Raw genomic sequence first — 25,156 nt, forward strand, 5'->3', positions numbered from 1 at the left:
AATTCGTAGAATCAAAGTATATTAGACTAATAAACTTTTTTTACTACTTTTAATAATATTTAATAATAGGTTGATATTGTCTTTCATGTAAGGTTCAAAGAACATATCAGAATGACTACCGAATCCCTGATTGATATTTAGAGTATCTTTCCCTAAAATATCTTTCCACTGAGCTATTACCTTTTCTTTTTCAGCAGATTCATCATAACTATCTTGAGAAACCCAGTACACTTCCGAATAAATGCTTCTCATGTTTTGCTCATTGTAAAAATAATTTGCAAATGCAAGCCTTTTATTATATGCAACATCAATCATATTTGGATTATCATTTATCCAATTTGCTAGCTCTGAGACTTGATTTAGCCCATTATTTATGTCCTCATTTACTTCTTTTATAATTTCATCTTCACTTGTCTGATGTTGAATTTGTGTCCTTGAGTCGAACATAATAACTTTTCCATTTGATGAATATACCCTCTCTAAGTAGGCCGCTACTTCTAAAGCGAGATTTCCACCAGCAGAGTACCCCATAAGAATCCATTCTTTTTGATTACTCATGTTATAAATATATTCTGCATATTTTTCTATTCTGTCTTGATCTTCAATAAAATCAAATAAATGAAGATTACCTGACTTCATATATTTTGGGATATCATTATAAATTAGACCCCAACCTGCAATCGGTGGAAAAGAAAATAGATTGTATTCATCAGTTATATTAAATGTAGTTACTGGTACAACATCACTATTATCCGTTTTCAAACTCTTTGCAATTCCCATGATTGTAGGTTCTAATACGATTTCTCTAAAGGTTAACAATCTACCTGTTTCACGCTCTAAGTTGGCTATTAAAGAAATAATTGTTAATGAATTAGCCCCTAACGAGAATACATTGTCACTTCTATAAATCATCATATTTTCCAGTTTTAAAATCTTCCTTACTAGTTGAGCTACTTTCTTTTCATTTTCAGTAACTAACTCTTCTTTGGAACTATTTATTGTGACCTCTTGTAACGAGTGTCTATCCACTTTACCATTTGAATTTAAAGGTAATTTTTGCAGTACTTCCAAAAAGTCTGGAACCATATAATAAGGAAGCTTCTCGTTTAAAAAGCGTTGAATATCTCTTTTCAGCTCCAATGTATCAGCATGCTTAGACTGAACATACCCTACTAGTAACTGTTCATTATTAATACTTTGCACTTTTACAACCGCATCACTGACTAATGGATGTTCCGATAAGGTGTGCTCTATTTCCCCTAGTTCAATACGATACCCTCGAATTTTTATTTGATAATCCTTCCTACCGAAAAATTCAATTGTGCCATCTTCCCGCCATCTTCCAATGTCGCCAGTTTTGTATAGTACTCGATCATGTGAACTCTTAGAATACGGATTTTGAATAAAGCTTACCTCTGTTTTAGCTTGATCATTTATATATCCTTTTCCTACACAAATTCCTGCAACATATATCTCACCTTTTAGTCCTACAGGTCTTTTTTGTAATTCTTCATCTAGAATATACAGACTACTATTTACAATTGGCTTACCAATTGGAACCGGATCTTCCTTAGGTGCTTCATACATAATGTGATGAGCAATATCATCAGATGCTTCGGTCGGACCATAGGCATTGACTACTGGTATGGTATGATGCTCAAACCATTTTGTTAGTGTCGCTGTCTTTACTGGCTCCCCCGTTACCAATAAGAATCTTAGATCATTTAACTTCAAATCAAATTCGTTTAAATAATCCGCAAGAATATTAAGATATGAAGGTACAACTTCCAAATGAGTGACTTTCTCGTTATTTAAAACATTTATAAAATATTTTAAGTTTTGCTGTTCTGACTTCTTAATTATTCTCGTTGTTCCCCCGGTGCAGAGTGCCATAAAAAATTGAAATACAGATATATCAAAACAATGTGAAGCATTTTGTACCACTACAGAATCTTCGTTACATGACAATAGTTCAATTTTTGCCATGATGTGGTTTAACATTCCTAAGTGCTCAACCATTGCTCCTTTTGGTTTTCCAGTTGAGCCAGAGGTGAATATAACGTAAGCTAATTGCCTTGAATCAATATCCATATTAAAGCGCTCTTTCTCCAAGTCTTTAACAGGAATTTCATCTACTTTTATAACATTGGCATTTATGTCTTTCACTTCAAGTGGGGTATCGTCATTACTAACCGTCAGAATAGTCCTGCAATTCGCTTGTTTTAAAATATCATTCATTCGGTCAGATGGTATATCCAGCTCGATTGGAAGATATGCCAGTCCGGCACTCCAAGCTCCTAATATGGAGGCTACCATCCAAGGCGAACGGTCCATCATAATTGCAACAATTGATTCTTTTGGCATATTAGCTTCCCTTAAGGAAATCGCGATTCTATTAGACATGTGATATAGCTTCTCGTAACTCCAAGTTTCATCTTCAAAAACAATAGCTGGTTTAAGCGGATTTTTCTCCGCTTGTTGCATAACGATTTCCGGAACAGTATATTCTGGTAACTGTAAATGATGATCTGTAAATTGTTCCAGCTGCCTTTCTTCTATAGCACTAGTTATTGACAAGTTTGATAAACTTTCTTGGCAGTTGTTCATCATAAAATTTAAAATTGTTTTGTAATGGTCAATCATTCTCGTGATTGTATTTTCTTTGAATAAATCTGTTGAATAGATGAATTTTAGTTGATAAAATTCATCATTTGGCATAACTACTAATTCTAAATCCATCAAAGTAGTATTATCCCCGTTATCCATAATAGAATAGCCTTTAACTTTATCATCTAATCCTTGATTGTCGAAATCATTAAAACTAAAGAGAATATCAAAAAGCGGATTACGGTTTAAGGCTCTATCTACATTTAATTCTTCCAAAATTAATTCATATGGAAAGTGTTGATGCTCGAGAACTTTTTCTATCTCCGAAAACACTTCCTTTAATGTGTCCTTTACATTTTTCCTTGCATCCAGAGAGTAATTTAGTGGCAGCGTGTTAATAAACACCCCATACAAATCACTAAATTCTGCTCTTAATCGATTCGAGAAAGGACTTCCAACAATAACTTCTTTACTATTCGAGTACTTATTTAATAGAATATAAAATCCTGTTAAGAAAAAAGTATAAGGAGTAATCTCTAGTTTACGGCATAATTCACTTACGTCCTCACGTTTATACAAGAAATTATCCTTGATGGAACTTCCTTTATAAGAGCTCTCTTGTGGTCTCTTATAATCATAAGGTAGGTCTAACTTCACAACACCATTTTGGAATTTGCTATTCCAGAAACTTTTAGCATCTTCAAATTTTCCCTCTGTAAGATACTGATTCTCTAATAATGCATAGTGAATATATTCATATTTTTGTTTTTCATAATCTCCACTATAGTAATGTTGATATAAATCTTCTAGAAAGCTAACAATAGATAAGCCATCCATGACAATATGATGAAAATCAAAAATCACGTAATTTACATCTGAATCCTTTAGATGACCTACTCTGATTAAAGGACCTTCTTCAAGATTGAAAGGTTTTATAAATTCTTTGAAAGAACTATTTATGTCCTTTCTTTTCTCTAATATTTGAATTGGCACTGAAACATGTTCAATTACTTTTTGCTGAACACTATGGTTATCTGATTTAAATATTGTTCTAAAAACACTATTGTTATTAGCAATGAAAGATAAAGACTTTTCAAACTTTTCGCGATTGAAGTCCCCTTCAAATTTTATTATAACGGGAAGATTATATGCTAGAGACTCCGGTTCCATAGAGTGTAATAGGTACATTCTTTTTTGACTTGTTGAAGTTTGATACCAAATATTCTCTTGGATCGGTTCGCTTGAGATTACTTCAAGCTCTTTAGACTCTATTTCTTTTGAAATCATTTCAATCGTTTTCAATCTAAAAATATCGCTTAGAAGTAAGGATGAATTCATCTTATCGTTTATTCCTTTTAATAAACTTACCGCTTTTAGACTATGCCCTCCAAGATCAAAGAAAGAATCATCAATACTCATCTCATTTACTAAAAGCTCTTCCTTCCAAATTTCAAGTAACTTTTCCTGAATAGAATTTTCAGGTTTTCTAAGTTGAGTGTTACTCCTACTCTTTTTATTAAGAATACTTTGACTAAAAAATTCGTGTTGTAATCTATTATTTGAATAGATCAGTGGTAAATAATATTTTCGATGTAACAAGCTTTCAAATTTAGGGATGTTTATCTCCCAATCTGATAACCTCAGTAAATCAACATCTTTTTCAAACTCATAACCTAAGTAATCCCAATTGTTATAGAATTTATATTGGCTCGATGATGCGTGTAAACCAATCATTTCTTTACTTACTGTATTTGTTTCGAAATTACCTAAATGAAAGCTCGGACTTATAACATGAATATTTCCAAAGTTATTTCCTTTTACATTTTTCTTTGAAATGATTTCGAAACTATACTTCTTTATTATCAAACTTTTAAAAGCTCCTGTTGCATTACGTTGTTCTTTTCCTCCTAGAGCTAAAAGAAATTGGCTCAATACATTTGGATCAGCGGTTGATAATAAAAGCATTGCTTTTTCCTTACTCACGTTCTGTTGCACAGATCCTACTTCTAAGAATTCAATTAACCCAAAGCCTGGTACAGAATAGAATTGTACTCTTGCATTATCAAACAATATAGCAGGCTCTGGCTTCGTTACTTCTTCGATTTGAGTTAAGTTATTTTCTTTCAATATAGTTGGAATTTCATTTAAATTATTTATTTCAAAACAGATATGGTAAGGACTCTCTCCTCTACTTTCAAGGAAGCTGTTCACTCTACTATCTGGACCAGTTGAACTAATTAATTCGAGTGTTGGTGCACTCTTATGTTCTAAAAGAGCTAATTCTGCTTTTTGTATTGGATCATAAACTTTTTTTATGCATTTATAGCCTATACTTTCAAATTCCATAATTTTAGATTCAATGTTCCATACTGAAATACCGATATGATTATACATAAACTGATTTGTTTTATTTTCATTTTTAACTTCCTCTGGAAAGTCCTGTTCATAAAATACATTTATAAAATTTGATGAAAGGTTTTCTTCAGCATCTAGTAAAAACGAGCCATCTTGTTGTAAATCTGTTAATTGGTTTAAAAAGCTTTGAATTGGTTTATTTTTCTCTGTCGGAATAAATTTCCCAGATACCCTTTTCAATTTAAGTTCTTTTGCCAACTTCTTAAGGCACTCCATTGCTGCAAATTCAACATTTCTACCTAGCGCTCGGCAGCTTAATAAAAATGTATCAATGAACAGTTCATCTTCCTTCACTTCAAAAAATACAACGCCTACAAGACCATAGTCACCAAATTTGTCTCTTAGTTTTATCACTCTTATGTTCTCATGATTTAACTTTAAAATTTCTGCTTCTGATCGCCTCATTGTAGTTAGATTAAATTGGTTTGTTCTATATGTTAACTGAGATACACGAGCTAACTCTTCAGGTTTCATCTTATGGAATGACATTTCTAGGTTAAGCAACTTCAAGAAATCTTCTGTACTTTCTTTACTTTCATAAACTTTTTTCCGCTCTTTTTCTGCTCTGTATAATTCGCTTCTGTTACCCTCGTTACTAACTGACAATTGTATATCAAATGCCCAACTATTTTTGAGTAAAGGTACAATCAAGGAATGCGGTTCAGGCACTTGAATTGTATGAACAGATGGCAGATTATTCATAACTTCAAGACACTCCATATGAGAATCATCTAGAAAAATAAAACTATCGATACCTAAATTCAACTCTTTAGCCATAGATAATAAATTATCTGATTTACGTGACCAATTTATTCTCCAAGCAACAAAATCTTCTTGCTTTAACACCATCTCACGATTTTGTTTAAAAGTATCTAAAACGTCCTTCTCATTATTTTTTGTACATAATACAAGAAGAAAACCTTTATTTTTCAAATCCAATAAGAATTGTTGAAGATGTCGATGAGAATCTTCAATTTTAACTCCAGTCGGGCCATCCTCTCCGCATACACCGTTCCATAGTGTATTATCACAATCTACTGCGATGACTTTAAACTTTTTTTGATAGAATGATACAATTTCACGCGCTAAACACATACCAATGGATGTAAACGCTGTGTCTGTATACGGTATATGGGCAATATCGTCCGTTGTTTCATCAAACATGTCTAAAATTTCGTATTCATTTTCAATTTTAGTTAAATCTAATATTCTTACTGAAGGTAACTCCTTTAGTTGATCACAAATTGTTCCATATATATGATTAATTTCATTTATTAAATCTTCCGATAATTCATAATTAGAAATAGGTAATAACACTACGTTTAGCTTCCCTTTAGGTTTAGCTGACTTAATAGCCTCAATATATTTTTGTCCTAAGGACTTAATGATCTCTAATTGTTCTTTCTCATCATCCAAATCTCGAATCCAGTCCTCAGCTCTTTGACATACAAATGTGACACCATCATTTTGATTCATCGAGCTTTCTGAGTCATATAACTCTTGAAACACTTGATTATATGGTCCAAAAGTAATATTCGGATTCACAGCAAAGTTTTTGCTCCAAAAAGAGATTGAATCTGCAACATTATCGAAAGTAAATGAACTTGATATATACACCGGTACTTCAACCATGTTTGCTTTTCTTTTTGAGCTAAGTAGTAAACTGTTTTCTGTTGAAAGTGGCGCAACTCTAGCAAGTGCTACGTCTAATTCAGCCTCTTCTACATTCAAAAAATTATGATACAAATCTACAAATACTTGTAGTGTATGTTCAGAAAATAAAGCCGAATCATATTCCACTAAAAACTTAAACTGTTCCTCTCTAGGAAAAACATCTACTTTTAAATCCAGTTTATTATTACCATGTTCAATACTTAATTCTTCTCCCTGAAATAACTCAGATGACATTTGTGCTGGGGGCACTTCATTATGAAAAATAAACATAGTATCAAATAGTGGATTTCGGTTAAATTCCCCACTCCATTCACTTTGTTCAACAATATGTGAAAACGGTACATTATGATTTTCATAACACATTAATAAATCGTTGGTCGTGTTTATAATTAAATCTTTAAAACTTAATTTCTCATTAAAATCTAGTTTAATTGGTAGATAATTCATAAACAAACCAATCATATTTTCAATTTGATCGTCATCCCTTCCAGAAATAAGGCTTCCAATGAAGAATTTTTCTGAATTAGAAAGACGGTTTATTACAGCTGAGAAAGTTGCGAACAAAATAAAATGGTCTGTTATTGCAGGTAAGTTTAAGAAATTTTTAATTCTGTTCACGGCTTTTTTATCAATGGAAAACTCTAATGTTTTACCAATCGATTGTTTAGTAATAGATCGATTTCGCTCTATAGGTAAATCAAGTTCAAAGTACTCTTTAGAAACATATTCCTTCCAAAATAGTTCCTGATTACGAAATGAACCCTTCTCTAACTCTTGATTAAGCCAATGAGCGTAATCTTTATATTGAACATTCGGAACCTCAATTACTCCTCCGTTATATCTCTCAAATAAGTTTTTAAAGAACGTTACGAGTGACGTTCCATCACAAATAATATGGTGAAAATCAAAGAAAATTGCCTGTCTTTCATTTTCTAGATTTATAAGTGCACATCGAAATAATGGACCTTTTTCCAAGTTAAATGGCTGGATGAGGTTTTTCAACATTTCATTAACTTTAGTTGCTTCACAATTATATTCTTCGATCGTTATTTGAATATTCTCTTTCACCTTTTGTACAAACTCACCATTTTCCTCAGTAAAAATTGTTCTCAAGATTTCATTAGCTTGTACTAACTCATTCACACTTTCTTCCATTTTCACTTTATCTAATTTCTTATACAGAATTTGACTCATTGGCATATTGTATGAAGTATTTTGTTTATCTTTAGATTGCACAACATAAATCTGCTTCTGAATCGGAGTCATACGTACCTCTTTTAGATCATAAGGAATAATTGTGTTATTCTTATTAAAATTATGCACTACATCTGCAGCCTCTAACTTTAATGCTAGTGTTCTAACGCTCGGTGATGTAAATACTTCCGAAATTTTCAATTTAATTCCATACTTAGTGTTGATTTTTGAAATCAAATTAATGCTCTTTAAAGAGTCTCCACCATACTCAAAGAAGTTAGAGTCGATTCCAATAGCATTGTTATTTAAGATATCTTGAAAAATAGTTAATAACTCTTTTTCAAGAATGGTTCCTGGTTTTTCCGAAATTGTTATTGGCTCATTCTCGCGATCTATAGTAGATAATTTTTGATAATCCACTTTCCCATTAACTGTCAATGGCACTTCTTCAATTGCTACAAAAAATTTAGGTACCATAAATGAAGGCAAATAACTCTCTAAATGAAACTTTAAATGCGAAAGATTGTTCTGCGGAAAATCCCCCTTTACATATGCAATAATAAAGTTTTCATCGAATGCATCTTTTTCAACTGTAACAACAGATTCGATTACATCATCATGCCTGTCTAGGACGTTCTTAATTTCTCCTATTTCAACACGATTCCCTCGAATTTTAACTTGCGAATCTTTTCTTCCAATGAAAACTAAGTTGCCATCTGGCAACATAGAAACATGGTCACCAGTCTTAAAATATTTCTCTTTTTTTCCTGTCTCGTCAGTTAAATAGATGAAGCTCTTTTCTGTAAGGTCGACATTATTGTAATAGCCAAAAGTTACTCCTATACCACCAATGTATAACTCACCAATAGATAAAGGGCCTACATCCTCTAATTTGTCATCTAGAACTCTCAATTTATAGTTCCGCCAAGCATGCCCCATTGAAAACTCTCTATCAATTATTGAATTCTTCTCACCCTTATAGGTTGAAGTCGTTGTAGTAATAGAAACCTCTGATGGTCCATACGTATTAATTAATTCTGGACTTTCCCCACTTGTTAATTTGTTCCATAACCCTAAAACTTTTGGTGAGATTCTTTGACCAGACAAAGTAATAATTCGAATACAATTTGGCAAATCTATGTTTTCGCTTGTTAAAAAAATAACCCATTTCTCCCAATAGGCAGCTGGTATTCCAATTACTGATATTTTATGATCCTCAATAAATGAATTGAAATCGACAAATGATTCCATTGCCTCTTCATTTCTAACTATAACCGTACCGCCAATCGTTAAAACTGGCATAATTTCCTCTAGGGTAGCATCAAACCCTAAAGCAGAAAAATGAATGGATGTATCGCTAGAAGTTAAATTAAACTCTTCAACAGTATCATAATTATGATTTAATAAACCTAAATGCGTCCCGTGAATACCTTTTGGAGCCCCTGTTGTACCTGACGTAAAAATAATATAAGCACCCATGTTTTCTTCTAATTGATAGTTTGATACAAGATATTGATTATATTTATAATCCAGGAAATTTACCGTATCTAAGTTTAAAACCTGCTTTTCATCAAATGTATTTAAACAGAGGTTTTCATAACAATCTGAAGTTAAGATTGTCTTCGCGCCACTAATTTCCAACATCATTCTTACACGTTCAATTGGGTACTTTGGATCAATTAATACGAACTTCCCTCTCGCTTTTAATATTCCATATATAGAAGCGATAAAATTCACTCCGCGATCCATGTAAACGGCGCAAACTTCTTCCTTCTGAAACTTCCTCTCTAACAAGAGAGCTGAAATACCACTAGCTTTTTCGTTAAGCTCCTCATAAGTAATCCACTGATTATTATGAACAACAGCTGTAGCTAAAGGTGTTTTTTCTGCTTGCCTCTCAAATAAACGCTGTACAGGAATTAACGGACGCTCACTATGTGGATGAATATGAATTTTATTTACTACTTCTTCAAGCTGTGACGTATTAAAAATCTTTACTTCACCAATAGATGTATCTAAAGATTCCATCATTTCCATCAAAACTTTTTCAAATGTATTAAGAATATAATGAGCACTCTCTTCTTCAAGGAAATCCTGTCTATAATGAAAATCAATATAGTATTCTGTAGATTTCTCTGAAATTGATAATGTAAAATCAACTTGTGATTCTTCTGCTTTATTTTTTAAAGGTGTAATATCAAACTCAAGATTTTTGGTTTTTACTTCTGGAAAATTGTTAAATGAAAACAATCCATTAAACAGTTCATAGTTCCTATCATTAAAAAATGCTTTCCTATTTGCGATGATTTCATTTAATCCTGCATTCTGATGTCTAAAGACTGTTAAACATGTATCTTTTACAGAATGAAGTAAATCCTTAACCTCAATATCTTTGTTTCCTTCTATCACAATAGGGAGTGTATTTGTAAAATATCCTACCTCTCTTTCTAATTCCGGAAATAATCTCCCCGCAGTAGGTGTTCCTACACATATTTTTTCTGAACCCGTAAATTTATGGTACATAATATAAAAAGCAGCTAAGAAATATTGATAAGGCGTAATAGCATGTTCTTTGCAAAAATTATTAATTTTCACATTTGCCTCTGGAGATAACTTCAATGAATTTAACCTTGATTTAAACGATAATGTCCCCGTATTGTGTAATAGACCCGGAAACCTAATTGGATTAATAGGTTCTACCAATTTACTCTCCCAGTATTCCATATCTTTGTTCAGTGCTTCTTTATAACTCCCATTCTGCTTATAAAACAAATAGTCAACAAAATTTCGATTTGGTTTAGCCCCAGTGTTTAAACCGTAATAATATTTCATGATTTCTTCTAAAAAGATATTAATAGACCAACCATCGGAGATAATGTGATGAAAAGATATTCCCATCGTAAAGCCTTTACTACCATCGTTTACTAGAATCACTCTAGCTAAAGGCCCAGCCTCTAAATCAAATGGTTCTTCACATAGATTTTTACAAAGAACTAGACTATTTATATTTGTTGAAGGCTTAATAACACTAAAGGTAACTTTCCCTTCGGTAGAAAGCCTGATTTCTGGATTATCATTATTTTTTACAAAGTTCATTTTAAAAGCTTCAAAGGAAGAAGCTGTAGCACTTACAGCCTCTTCTAATTTTTCAAGATTTATATCCCCAGAAATTTTGAAGAAATCCATTAAATGAAAAACTGTGCTCTGAGGATCATCCTCCCAAAATATCCACATTCTTTTTTGCTCGCTAGACAATGGGATATGCTCAAAATTTGAAGGTCTTTCCGGTAATGAATTTATACTTACACGCTTGTTTCCTCCTTTGAGAGCATTTAAAAGCTTAAGTTTGTTATTTGAAAGGCTACTGTTAGTCATTATTTCGCACCTACCCATTAATTTTCTCTAAGTAAAGTATTGCTTCTTCTTCGGAAAGAGATTCTATAAATGTAATTAAGTCGCTTTCTATTAATCTAGACATTTGTTTTAATCTTCTGTTAACAAATAAGTTTTCTATAGACACTTTCAATCCAAATTGTTCTTCTATTCGACTGACTAATTGAACTGCTTTTAGAGAATTGCCACCTAATTCAAAGAAATCACTATTTAATTTAGGTTTTCTTCCTAATAGTTCTTCCCAAATATCTACTAAAACGAAATCAATTTCATTTAGATCTTCTTCCACTTCCAATTCCAATTCATTTCTTGTTTGTGTGACCAAATTCATTAATTTTTTTTGATCAATTTTTTTATTTGAAGTTAGAGGTATCTCATCAATCATTATTATTTGATTCGGTAACATATATAACGGACAGCTTTTAGCTAATCTTGTTTGGATATTAGATTTAACCATGCTTTCATCTTCGGAGCTGACAACAAAAGCATATATACTTTTGTCATCTTCGCAATCTGCGATACATACGCACCGAGCTACAAACTCTGATTCAGCGATTAAACTCTCTATCTCTCCAAGCTCTACTCTATTTCCCCTAATCTTAACTTGACGATCTGATCTGCCAATATAAATAATTTCATTTTCTTCATTCATCCAGCCCATATCTCCTGTCCTAAAGAGAGGGATACTGTGTGTATCATCAAATGTAAATACTTGATAGTTATCGACTGAATCATAATTTAAATATCCGTCTGTAATGTAATTACTTATAATGCATATTTCACCTATTTCTCCCGAGCTGCATATTCTCATCGACTTATCATTTACAATAATCGGAAGTACTCCTGGAATAGCCTTTCCTAAACCTCTAAAGTTTAGCGTATTATGAGCTAATTCTTTTAGCATTATTCCTTGCGGCGTTTCTGTACATCCGTAAAAACTGAAAATTCTAGTTGTTGAATTATTCTGTTTTATTTTCTCGTACACACTTCTATTTAAACTTTCTCCACCGGTAAAGATAAAATCTAAGTCTCTATAGGTTTGTTTGTCGGAAAAGATTAGTTTGCAATAGCTTGGTGTTGTATGGACAACATTGATTTTCTCTTTCATTAACCACTGAATAATGTTATCTGCATCTAAAAGATTCATTCCATCCGGCACACACAATACTCCACCACTACATAACGGAGTAAACATATCTCTATAAATAGGGTCATGTGAGAGCCCTGATAGCATAGAAAATGAAGTACCTAAACCAAAATCAAATTCCTCTATATACCAATTAACAAAGTGAGTTAACGCTCCATGATTCCCTTGAATTGCTTTAGGATCTCCTGTTGTACCCGAAGTAAAGTTAATATAACAAGCCGTGTCAAAGCAAATTTCATAATCTAAACTTTCTTTGTCTCTGCTGTAGCTATTATTAATAATTTCATCAATATGCTGTATATTAACCTCGCTACTTTCAATTTGATGGTCACAACAATTAATTAAGAGTTTTGGGTTAGCTATACTTATTTTCTTTGTTAATAGTTCTTGTGGATGTTCACTATCCAAGATGATGAAAGGATTCCTAGATTCCATAGCAGCAAGGCAAATAATCGGTAAATATTTATTTCTATTCGAATAAATTGCAACTCTTTCATTCGGTTTCAACTTCATCTTTAAATAGGATGTAATCTTTTCTTTCAAGTCATAGCAATATTGATACGAATAAGATTGTCCATGACTCTTAATAGCAATTTGATTAGGGTATTCACGAGCTACTCTATTAAATTTTTCAAATAGCGGTACTTCAAACTTTTTATCTAGCATATCTGTATAATTTAAAACTTGTTCTTGAGAAGATAGACTTGCATTTAAAGTATTCTCAATATTATTTACTAGCAGATTAAAGTACTGTTGAGATATTAGTTTCGCCCTGTTTTCTGTGAATTTATTTCCATCAAATACCGAAAAGATTGTAAGCTGATTTTTCTTTTCTTGAACATAAAAAGTGACATCGAATTTCGAATCAATTTCAGGCACAAATTCTGACTCCTCAATGGCCAAGTTTCCTTTTGAAAGCACTTCGCTCTTCTTTAAATCTGGGAATGCAAGCATATTAAAGAAAAGGCTGAATAATGGTGATTCCCCAAAAGTTCTATCCGGTAAAATTCTTTCTACTATTTTCTCAAACGGAATCGAGCTATTTTCAATCGCTTCCGTAACACTTTCTTCAACCATGGTTAAAATGGATTGGAACGATACCTCTTCATTTACCGATATTTTTATAGGCAATGTATTTATGAAACATCCAATCATATCCTCAAATTCAGACCGCTCTCTTCCTGCAATAGGAATACCTATGGTTAAATCTTCGTTCTTTGTTAATAAGCGTACCAAATGGAAGAAGTTAGCTAACAAAATATTGAATAAACTAACTCTTTTCTCCTGGGACAATTTATATAAATCCGTCATGATTCTTGGATTTATGTCCTGTTTCAACAAAATAGAAGATGTATTAACTTCTCTGTTATGATCAAAGCTACTCTCTAATAACGTACTCTCAGGATTATCCCCTAATTTTTGCTCCCAATAATCTAGTTGCGGCTGAAATTTCCCACTCTCATACATATCCTTTTGCCATTTCGCGTAGTCATAATACTGTAAACTGCTATTTATCTTATATTCATCTAATGTTAATTTTTGTTCTTTTTCTAGAAGATTACACATCACTTCTTTTATGATTAGGTTAATTGACCACCCATCAGCTATTAAATGACTGAATAAAGCAATGAGTACAAAATCATCTTTCTCTCTTTTAATTAATGTAAATTTCATTAAAGGACCATTTTCCAAATCAAATACATACTTAGTTTTCAAGCTAATTAAATTAGATATCTCTACAGGATCGTTTTGTTCTACGTAATCTAACTCCACATGCATTTCATCTGCTATATGAATTTTCGGGTCTCCATTTTCAAAAGATAGAGTAGTTCGTAAAACATCAAACTTTGAAACCATCGTATTTATTGCATTTTTTAAATCCTCTTTTATTAAATTACCCTTAATATTAAATACACCCGGTATATTAAACATTGTAGTATTTTGATTCACATACTCATAAAACGCCATTCTCTCTTGTGAATATGAAAGAGTCGGGTGATTGTTGTGCTCAAATTTTTGAAGCCCAGGTACACTAACCTGTAATTCTTCGCTTCTATCAATAACCTGAGCTAAATCTTTAAGTATTGGGTTTTCAAATATTTGTCTAAGTGTAATTTTTTTGTTGAATGTATTCTCTAATTTGTTTAACATTTGCACAGCTAAAAGACTATGACCACCTAAGCCAAAAAATTCACTTGTTCTTCCTACATCTCTGCCAACTAATTCTTTCCAAATGCTCGCTAATTTCTCTTCTGTATCACTAAAGTTTTTATCTAGAATCTCCTCTTTTAAAATAGGTTTTGGCAGCAACTTCCTGTCAATTTTCCCATTCTTATTTATTGGAAATTCTTCTACTTCTATCATCACAACCGGAATCATATAAGAAGGTAAATATGAGCTCAGGTATGCTTTAACTTCTTCATTACTTACTAAGTTATTGCACGAGTAATATAAAGCTAGATTCGCTTCTCCCGAATCACCCTCGAAGCCAACTACTAAACAGTTATTTATCTTTTCGTTATTCAATAAAACATTTTCAATCTCATTCAATTCGATCCGATAACCTCTTACTTTCACTTGAAAATCTAAACGACTTAAGAATTCTAAATCGCCATCCTCATTAATCCTTACTAGGTCACCAGTTTTATAAAATCTATTTTTTTCTCCGTTAAAAGGATTATCTAAAAATGCCTTTTTAGTTTCTAGCGGAGCATTAATATACCCTCTACCAACTCCAATTCCAGAGACGTATAATTCACCTGGTACCCCTCTAGGAAGTAATTTCATATTATTGTCTAGTACGTAAAGGTTCATATTCGCAACAGGCTTCCCTACGGGAACATGACTCACAATATCTTCAAATTTCTCTTCTGACCAATAATGTGTCACATCATCTGAGCACTCAGTTGGTCCGTAAGCATTAACAATCGGAATATTCCCAAAATTATGATGCCATCTATTTACAAGGTCAGGCGGTAGTGTTTCTCCAGTTACAACCAACATTCTTAACTGATCACATGTTTTCAAGATAGAGAGAGAATCGAGATCATCTAAAATGAAACGAAGTAAAGTTGGAACAACCTCCAAAATCGTGATATTCTTTTCTAATACTTGTTGTAACAATTCTCTTGAATTCTTGGCAGTATCATCTGATACAATGTGACAGTATCCTCCCACCAAAACGGTAGAGAAAAATTGCCATACTGAAATATCGAAACATTGCGAAGCATTTTCAACAATTCTATCTTGATTACTAATTTTAAAATCGTGTATTTTAGCAAATAAATGATTTAGCATACCTATTTGTTCAATCATTGCCCCTTTAGGCTTACCTGTTGAGCCTGAAGTAAAAATGATATAAGCTAAATCGTTCATTTTTAATTTTCTAACCGGTTCAATGTTAGGAACATGAATCGTCTCATTAATATTAACCATTCTATTAATTTCTTCCATTAACGGTAACGAGCTTAATGATAGATTGTTTACCGCAATGGTATCTGTTTCTGACTGCCTTATAATATCTTTAATTCTTTCAGCTGGATAATTCACCTCAAGTGGAATATAAGATCTTCCAGCTTTCCAAATAGATAGTATTGTTTTTACAAAATCAATACTTCTATCCATATATATTAGTACAGGTGTTGGTGTATCCTCTGGTTGAACAAAAGACCTTGAAAGCAAATCCGTTTCATACTTTAGCTCAGCATAAGTAATCGTTCCATTATCATCAGAAAATGCAACTTTATTTGGTACACGCATTGCCCATTGATCAATGATTTCATTAATAGACTGATTGAAAGGAAATTCAAGTTTATTGTTATTAAAGTCATGTAGTAGAAATTGCTTTTCTTTTTCACTAATAATATCTATATCATCTAGCTTTATATCTTCCATACAAATGATACGTAACATGTTTTGGAAGTTTTCTATAAAACGTTCTATAAAGTTTGCATGGAATAAATCTGTACAATACTCTAAATTAAATTGAAACTCTCCATTTTTCTCTTCTGCAATTAATGAAAGATCGAACTTAGAAGTATAATTTTCAATAAAAATAGGTTCAAGCTCTAACTCTCCCATTCTCATTTCACTTAACGGTGCATTTTGTAACGTAAATAAAGTTTGAAAAAGTGGTGTTCTACTTAGATCTCTACTATCGTTATATTCCTGTAATAATAGTTCCATTGGTACATCTTGATTCTCATAAACGTTCAAGAAATCCCTCTGAATGTTTTCGATTAATTTATGGAACGACATACTTTCATCAAACTGAATAGGTATAGGCAACACATTTACAAAATAGCCAATAAGCTTTTCAAAATAAACATTTTCTCTATTTGCAAATGGAACACCAATAACAAATTCTTCCTGTCTACTATACTTTTGCAGCATTAAACTATATGCTGCAAATAGAATATTAAATTCTGTCGTTTTTAAGTATTGCGCTTTTCTTTTAACAGCTTTACAAATATCCTTTCCAGAAGAAAAAAGAACGTGCTTTCCTTTAAAGGACATTTCTTTTGGTCTCGGAAATGATGTAGGCATTTTTAAAACCGGGAGTTCTTCTGGGAATTTACTCTTCCACCAATCTAACTTGGATTGAATGGAATTTTTCTCAATCCTTTTTCTTTGTAAATTAGAGTATACTTTGTAAGGATACTTTATTTCATCAACCTGTATGCTTGTATTAGAATCTTCTTCATAGAAATGTTTTAGTTCCTCTAATAAGACTCCCATAGACCACCCATCACAAACTGTATGATGAATTGAGAAAGTGAGATAATTCTCTCTTTCGTTTACTTGTAATAACTTCGCCCTTAGCAGCGGCGAATGACTCAGATCAAAAGGAATATTACCAAACTCCCTGGAAACATCCTCTATATATTGATTCACATCACAATCTGGTTGCACGCTTTCCTGGTCAATGTGCAACTCAACTGTATTTTCTTCTATAATAACGTTACCTTCGTCACTTTGCTTAAACGCATAACCAAACACAGTATGTCTATTCACAATGGTATTTAGAGAACTTGTCAGTCTATCTATATTTAATTTCCCGGAAATTTTTATCGTAAAGACAATGTTATAGAATGGATTGTTGGGTTCAAGTTGATCCAATAACCACAAACGCTCTTGTCCCATACTAGGAAGGTTCTCTAACAAACTTTGTTCATCTAAAATACTTTCATCTCTAGTATGGCTTGACTTAACTATATTAGAGAATTGTTCAAAAACGGGTGCTTCAAACAACTCTTTTAATGTCAAACTTACTTTGAATTTTTCATTTATTTTATTAACTAACTGCGCAGCAAGTATTGAATTGCCACCCACTTCAAAAAAATTCATCTTGTGATTGATGTCTGCACGTCCTAAAATATCACTCCATACAGCTGAGATTTCCTTATCTATACCATAAAAAACTTGCATATTACTCGCTGTATTTAGTTCTTTTCTTTTTTGAAGAAAAATTTCTTCTAGCTTTTTCTCTTCAACTTTGCCATTTCGATTAATTGGTATCTCATCTACTCTAATAAAATAAGCTGGAATCATATACGATGGTAATTTATCTGCAAGATGCTGTTTAACAGATTGAACATCAATCTCTACACTATTTTTATAAAACGCACATAGCTCTAATCTATCACTTGTACTTTTAACACCTAAAACTGTAACAAAAGCATGATTAATTAAAGTACCTATATTTTTCTCAATTTCTTCTTTTTGAATACGATAACCCCTGATTTTTATTTGGCTATCCTTTCTTCCCACGTAATATACATTTCCGTTATCATCGTAGAATCCATAATCCCCGGTTTTATATATACGCTTGCCCAGGAAACCTTCTTTTATAAACTTTGAATCTGTTAACTTACTATCATTTAAATATTCTTCTGCAAGGCCTGTACCACTTAATATAATCTCTCCTATTGTATATGGTGGGAGGATCATATTGTATTTGTTTAACACATAAGTAAACATTCCCTTAATGGATTGCCCCATACTCGTCTTATTTGCATAAGAAGAATCTAATGTTAATTCGCAGATATTGCTACCAACAGTGGCTTCAGTTGGCCCATATTCGTTAATCAATTTAGATAAAGGCAACAACCTCTTGAACTTTCGAATGAGATCATCATTAATATTTTCTCCACCCGCAACAACACATATTTTTTTACTTGCTAAAGTTTGAGAATCTATTGATTCAAATAAAATTTCTAAGTGTGCAGGTGTACACTTTAGTAAAAGTGGTTCTTTTACGTTTCGAATATATGAAACGAATCCATCTAAACCTTGCCTTACTTCAATGAATTCTACTCTTCCACCATTTATAAGTTGTGGAAAAACGCTTGTTATTGTTAAATCAAAGGATAATGACGTATGGACTACAGCAAGACGATTATCATTTATACAATAGTTATTTACGCAATGATCTAAATAATTTCCTAACGCATTTTGAGAAATAATGACACCCTTTGGTACTCCTGTAGAACCCGATGTAAACAGAACATAAGCCGGATTTTTTGCAATTTTTCTCTTAACAAGAACGTTATGATCAAATTCACAATTTAAATCTATAATTTTTTCATGCTTTAAATTGAGCGAATCCAATTCTATTTTCTCCGAGTTATAAATTATACAACTACAATTTGCTGCGTTTAAAATTTGTTGCATACGTTCTGATGGCAATGATAAATCAAGAGGGATGTATGTACAATCATTTCTCCAGCAACCTAACACTGAAGAGATAAATGCAGGCTCCCTATCAGTAATAATTGCAATCTTCGAACCTGGAGCGATTCCTTTGCTAATGAGTTCACCTAGTATTAAGTCTGCTTGCTCACTAAGGTCACTATATGTATAATTAACGCCTTTATATTTTGTAAAGACTAATTGACTATGTTTTAATATCGCACCTTCCAACATAGCATGAGCATTAAAAATAGAATCCGTTTCTCTTACTGGATTAATTTTTTCATAATGGCTATCGAAATCACTTAGAGAATAAGGTGAAATGTTTACTATTTCAGCATCTGGCTTTCTCAGATAGCGATTAAGCAAAATAAAAAAGGTAGATAAAAATGTCTCTGCAAATTTCCTATCATATTTTTGTAATGAGTATTCCAATCCAATAGATAATCCATCATTATCTTTATCAACGATAATGGTCATATCTTTCTTTGCCAACGGTCCATATGTTTTATGCAGTTTACAGATCGAGTCATTAAATAAATTTTCTGAAATAGATGTATCTTGAAATAGAAACATGAAGTCAGAAAAAGGTGAGTAATCTTCAATATACTCTGAACTAGCAAAGTGATTGACTATTTCTTCATATGGTAGCGATTGATTTTCATTTAACTTTTGAGATAGTTGATGTACCTCTTGCACTAAATCATTAAAGCTTTTGCTACCAGCCTTAATCTTTAACGGTAATACATTTGCGAAGAACCCCATCATGTTCATCAGATCACTACTAACTCTTCCAGAACCTACTGTTTCTAATACAATTTCATTTTCCCCTGAAAAATATGACAAAGTTCCGATATATGTAGTTAACAATACTGAAAATAAAGAGGCACCATTTTTCTGAATAAAATTATTCATCTGTTCCTTTGTCTTATGGTCCACTTTCAGTTCATGATAACCACCAGAAAAGTTGATAAGTGATTTATCATTTGCAGGATAATCAATATCTGTTTTCTCATATCCATCTGCGAACATACCATCCCAAAACTCTTTAACTCTCTCTCTTTCACCATTATTAAGCCACTCTACTTGCCACTGTGCGAAATCTGCATACTGAACTTCTATTTCATCTGGTTGATAACAGGTTCCTTTTGAATATGCATTATATGCTTGTGACAGCTCCTTTAAAAATAGTTCAAGCGACCAACCATCTACAATAATATGATGGAATACGAATATTACTCTGTGAACATTATTTTTAAAATGGATAACTTTCCACCTAAATAAAGGAGCTGTATGGAAATCAAAAACTGGCAAGAATATTTCATTGTATTCATCAGAATATACTTTTTCCGAAAATTCCAATTGACTAAACTCTCTTGATTCTCCATGTATTTCAATATCTTCGTGGATAAATTGTACTACTTCTCCATTTATCTCTTTTAACGATGTCCTCAATGGCTCATGTCGTTTAACTAGAGTTTTAATTGCTTCTTTAAAAGCATTTTCATGAAACGCTCCGCTCATTTCAAATTCTAAGGGAACATGATATAGTTGCGTCTTAGCGTATTTTTGCTCGAAATACCATAACCTTTGTTGGGCTTTCGAAGCAGACATCTGAAAAATATCATTCAAAATAGATTACCTCACATTTCCTTTAATTTTTGTTCAGAGACTCCTCAAATAGCTACTTTGATAACGTTAATCTTTAAAATAGTTATATTTGTTTCTTTTATATTTTTCTTTATCTTTAGCACCTTTGCTATAATTCAACTTCTCCTTACTTATTCTTCTGCCTTTTACCCATAGAAAATCTTGCTCATACGTTATTTTATGATAGTTATCCAAGCGTTTACGCAAAATGATCCCGTTCTCTACAGCTTGATTAACTGCACATCCTTTTTCGTTTTTATGCTGACAATTGGAGTAGGTGCAATATTTTGCCCACTCCAATATTTCTGGAAATCCTGCTTTACTATCATTTTCTTCAAGTAAAACTCCAAACTCTCTCATTCCAGGTGTATCAAGCAAAATAGTCCCGTTATTAAATAAAATTAATTCTCTACGTGTAGTTGTATGGCGGCCTTTTGAGGTAGCTTCACTAACATGACCAACCTTCATCACTTCAGTTCCAATTAGAGTATTAATAATTGTGCTTTTTCCAACACCACTTGCCCCTACAAATCCTACTGTCTCACCAGGGATTAAATGTGGAATTAACGACTGTATGCCGTTTACGCCTTCAAGGGCAGATACTGTTAAGACCTTACCATCAGGATGAATTCTACGAGTTATTTCTACATAAGAATCAGGATCAGTGACTAGATCCGCTTTAGATAAAACAATAATAAGTTCAATACGACATTTCTGAGCCTGAGTAATGTATCTTTCAAGTCGTCTCGGATTATATTCTTTATTCATTGATGTCACTAAAAATAGCTTATCTAGATTTACGCCGATTACTTGCTCTTCATAAAGGCTTCCTGGCTTCTTACGATAAAAAATAGATTTCCTGTCTAAAATGAATTCTAAAATATATTCATCATTCTTTATGCTTCTAGCCCTTACCCAATCGCCAGGGACCGGTAGACTCGCTGCATTAGATGTTAATAGTTTCTGAGAGGTCCTACATCTCCTCAAACCTGATTGTGTGGCTATTAGTATATCTTTACTAGTAAAACAAGTAACTACTCTTGCGATTTCACATTGTGAACTTGTATGCTTGTTAAACTCGTTTTCCCAGTGAAGATTCAAACCATAACTTTTTAAGATATCCATCAATAACCTCCTACACCTTATTTCTTGCTCTTCTTTTGATTTTCGGCATACTTAACTGTTCATTTTGACCAGAAAGCAATATCTTATCAATATTCTCTGCCATTTTTCTAATAGTAGTTAATGTATAAAATTCTTCCCATGCAACCTTGATAGAAAATCGCTCTTCCATATTCATTTTAATTTTCATAGCGAGCAAAGAATGGCCACCTACTTCAAAAAATTCAGCAATACAACTTACCTTTTTTCGTCCTAAAATATCACACCAAATTTCTGAAATAATTCTTTCTGTTTCAGTAATAGGTGCCTCATACTTTACGTTTTCTTGGTGTATAACAAGCTTAGGAAGATTATTTTTATCTATTTTCCCATTTTTTGTTAGCACGAATTTTTCTACAATCACGAAATACGATGGAATCATATACTCAGGTAATAATCCCTTTAATGTATCCTTAGTAATAGATAGATCAAATCTATTTATTTCAAACGGTTTTATATAAGCCACAATTTGCTTTTGGCCAAATTCATCTTGAACTGTTGTAATATATGAATCCTCTACAGTTATATCTTTATCAATCTTCTTTTTTATATCCGTTAACTCAACTCTAAAACCTCTGATTTTTTCTTGCATATCTTTTCTACCACAATAAACAATTTCACCTTGTGTATTTCGATATGCTAAGTCACCCGAACGATATAACCGAGTTATATCCCCATTTTCTAATTTAATAGAGATAAATTTCCTTTGGGTCTCTTCCTCAAGATTCAGATATTCATTGGCAAGACCTTTACCTCCAATATACATCTCACCTACCACTCCAATAGGAAGATTATGAGTGCCATCCTGACTTCGAATATCAATAACGGTATCAGAAATAGGAATTCCTATAGGTAAATCTTCTTCATATGATTCTACATCGTGAATTTTATGAAAAGTAGCAAACGTAGTTGTTTCACTCGGCCCATATACATGAATAAATTGGCATCCTGGAAGATTCTTAGAGAACTTTTTAACACAATCTAAATTAACTTTTTCACCACCAAAAAGAATCTGTTTTACCCCCTTAAATGGGCTACTTTCTGCAGTAGAATATTGATTAAATAAAGATGTTGTAATAAATAACGTATCAACACCGTTATGGCTAATCTTTTCCTTTAATACATCCGGAGATAACAGATCTTCTTTTTCGATTAAAACGAGTTTAGCTCCATTAAGAAAAGCTCCCCAAATTTCAAACGTTGTAGCATCGAAACCTAAGTTGTTCATTTGAGCAATAACATTTTGGTTTGACAGCTTGCAATAATTAGGGTTTAATACTAACCTCAGAACACCATCATTAGGAATGCTGATCCCTTTTGGGTTTCCACTCGAACCAGAAGTAAAGACACAATATAACTCATCTTGATCATCCGCATAAACACTTTCGAATAACATATCTGTAGAATCTTCAATTCGACTTATATTTAAAGTTAAAATATCTGATGGAATACGTAACTCTTTTAAAACATTTGAACTTCCTTCATCAAATAGGATTACCTCCGGTGAAGTCTGATGGATAATCTCATTCACTCTTGTGAGAGGGGTTCCCTTATCTAATAAAATATAAGAATACCCTGAACGCGTGGCAGCTATTATGCTATAAATAGAATGAATCGCTTTATCACAACAAATAAGTGCACGGCGCCTTGTTTGTTGTGCAGGATGAGATAACAATACCTTTCCGATGGATGCACTTTTATAATTAAGTTCTTTATAAGTCACAGAATGATTTTCTGTTACGATTGCAATTTGATCTGGAACCTTATTGAATTGTTTTTCTAAGTAGTAAGAAACTCCACCTTTATGATACAAATCACCCATTGGATTATCCGCATGTTCGTTTGTTCGATCAATCAGTTCTACATCTTTTGTTAATAATACTTTAAGCTCTGCTATTTGCTTATCTGGCTGTGAGGTAGTAACATCAAGAATATTTTTATAAAAATTCAAAAAACTCTCCATAAACTCTTTCGTCATATGAGAAGCATTATATTGAATAACCCCATGTAATGAAGTATTAACTTTTTCAAATATACACGTTAGATCAGATTGCGCAAATTTCTTTAGAAGAGGGAATGAAGAAAATTTTATTTCTCCCATATCTAATGTAATCCCTTCCACACCTGCAAAAAATAACGAGGCACCTTCAAAATCAGAAGTTCTTGCTTTTTCTAGTACAAACATAGTTTGATATAAAGGCTGGTTAGCGGAATTACCTTGATCATTGTACTTCTCTATCAATTCTTGATAAGATACCCTTTGATTTGAGAATATTTTTCTTACATCACGTTGTACCAAATTGGCATACTCAGCAAAAGATTGCGTGTCATTTACCAAGCAGTTTACAGGTAATGTATTCACATAATAACCAATCTTATCTAGATGTTTTTTTGAATGCCGTCCTAAAAAAGGAACTCCTGTAGCGATATTGTTATTATCAAAATAATAAGATAGCACTATATGGTAATTTGCTAATAAAAAACTAAAAGGAGTAACACCCATCTTAAAGGACTCCGAATAAATTTTTTCAGTTAAATCTTTATCTAACTGCAAAACAATGGATTCAGCTGTTTCACTTTTCAACATATCCCTAGACTTTCCGAATGGCAGCTGAAGTTCCTCTACCCCTTTGTGTAATCTTTCTTTCCAATAATCTAATGACTTCTTATATTTATCTGTTGTTTTATACTCATCTAACATCTCAATATGATCAAAAAAAGAACAGTCATTTGCTACTAGAGAAAAATCTTCGTTATTCCTCATCTGTTTATAAATAGAAGCGATTTCTTTCAATATCACAATAAGTGACCAATAATCGACAACGATGTGGTGTGTAATAAGCAATACATATTTATTATTATCATCAGTAGTAGCAACTATAAATCTAGAAAGTGGTCCATTCTTTAAATCAATCAATTTATTTGCTTCAATATTGAAAAAATCACGTACTTCCTGCTCGTTTATAAAAGTGTAGGTTTCAAAAGATACACGATTATTTTCGTTAACCGTTTGTAGTATTTCACCATTTTTCTCAATAAAACGAGCACATAAAATAGGATGTTTCACAGAAATTAAATCACTAACCTTTTGTAAATCGTATACATCTATATCACTTTCAACCTTTGCAGAAAAGTAAGTATTATATGCCGTTGATTGCGGATTGGCCGTTTGTATTTTCCATAATCCTTTTTGACCCTCTGACAATTTATATTCTTTATTCATTT

Annotated in this window: 4 protein-coding genes; all 4 read right to left on the reverse strand. The window is 32.4% G+C overall.

The annotated features are described in order from the left end of the window. Positions 1 to 21: 21 nt before the first annotated feature. The 4 genes from CN288_RS05670 to CN288_RS05685 all read right to left on the reverse strand — a co-directional run bounded on the left by CN288_RS05670 (position 22) and on the right by CN288_RS05685 (position 25,154). On the reverse strand, positions 22 to 11,283 hold the full coding sequence (locus CN288_RS05670) for a non-ribosomal peptide synthetase (protein ID WP_098301925.1): 11,262 nt from the start codon (positions 11,281 to 11,283) through the stop codon (positions 22 to 24). Further along, positions 11,276 to 20,734, reverse strand: a complete 9,459-nt coding sequence (locus tag CN288_RS05675; RefSeq protein WP_176527648.1) for a non-ribosomal peptide synthetase — start codon at positions 20,732 to 20,734, stop codon at positions 11,276 to 11,278. The genes CN288_RS05670 and CN288_RS05675 overlap by 8 nt, the downstream gene beginning before the upstream one ends. An 84-nt stretch (positions 20,735 to 20,818) precedes the next feature. Beyond that, a complete protein-coding gene (rsgA, locus tag CN288_RS05680) occupies positions 20,819 to 21,895 on the reverse strand; it encodes a ribosome small subunit-dependent GTPase A (RefSeq protein WP_051588533.1) in 1,077 nt (358 codons plus the stop codon). Between the two features lie 10 nt (positions 21,896 to 21,905). Further along, complete coding sequence (locus tag CN288_RS05685) at positions 21,906 to 25,154, reverse strand: condensation domain-containing protein (protein WP_098301927.1); 3,249 nt, start codon at positions 25,152 to 25,154, stop codon at positions 21,906 to 21,908. Positions 25,155 to 25,156: the final 2 nt, after the last annotated feature.

Origin of the sequence: Bacillus sp. AFS023182, from assembly GCF_002560575.1 — a bacterium.
Taxonomy (GTDB): Bacteria; Bacillota; Bacilli; order Bacillales; family Bacillaceae_G; genus Bacillus_A; species Bacillus_A arachidis.

Bases quoted from the DNA above. Each gene is read 5' to 3' on its own strand.
- rsgA (WP_051588533.1), bottom strand. From the start codon at position 21,895: ATGGATATCTTAAAAAGTTATGGTTTGAATCTTCACTGGGAAAACGAG.
- CN288_RS05670 (WP_098301925.1), bottom strand. From the start codon at position 11,283: ATGGGTAGGTGCGAAATAATGACTAACAGTAGCCTTTCAAATAACAAA.
- CN288_RS05685 (WP_098301927.1), bottom strand. From the start codon at position 25,154: ATGAATAAAGAATATAAATTGTCAGAGGGTCAAAAAGGATTATGGAAA.
- CN288_RS05675 (WP_176527648.1), bottom strand. From the start codon at position 20,734: ATGTCTGCTTCGAAAGCCCAACAAAGGTTATGGTATTTCGAGCAAAAA.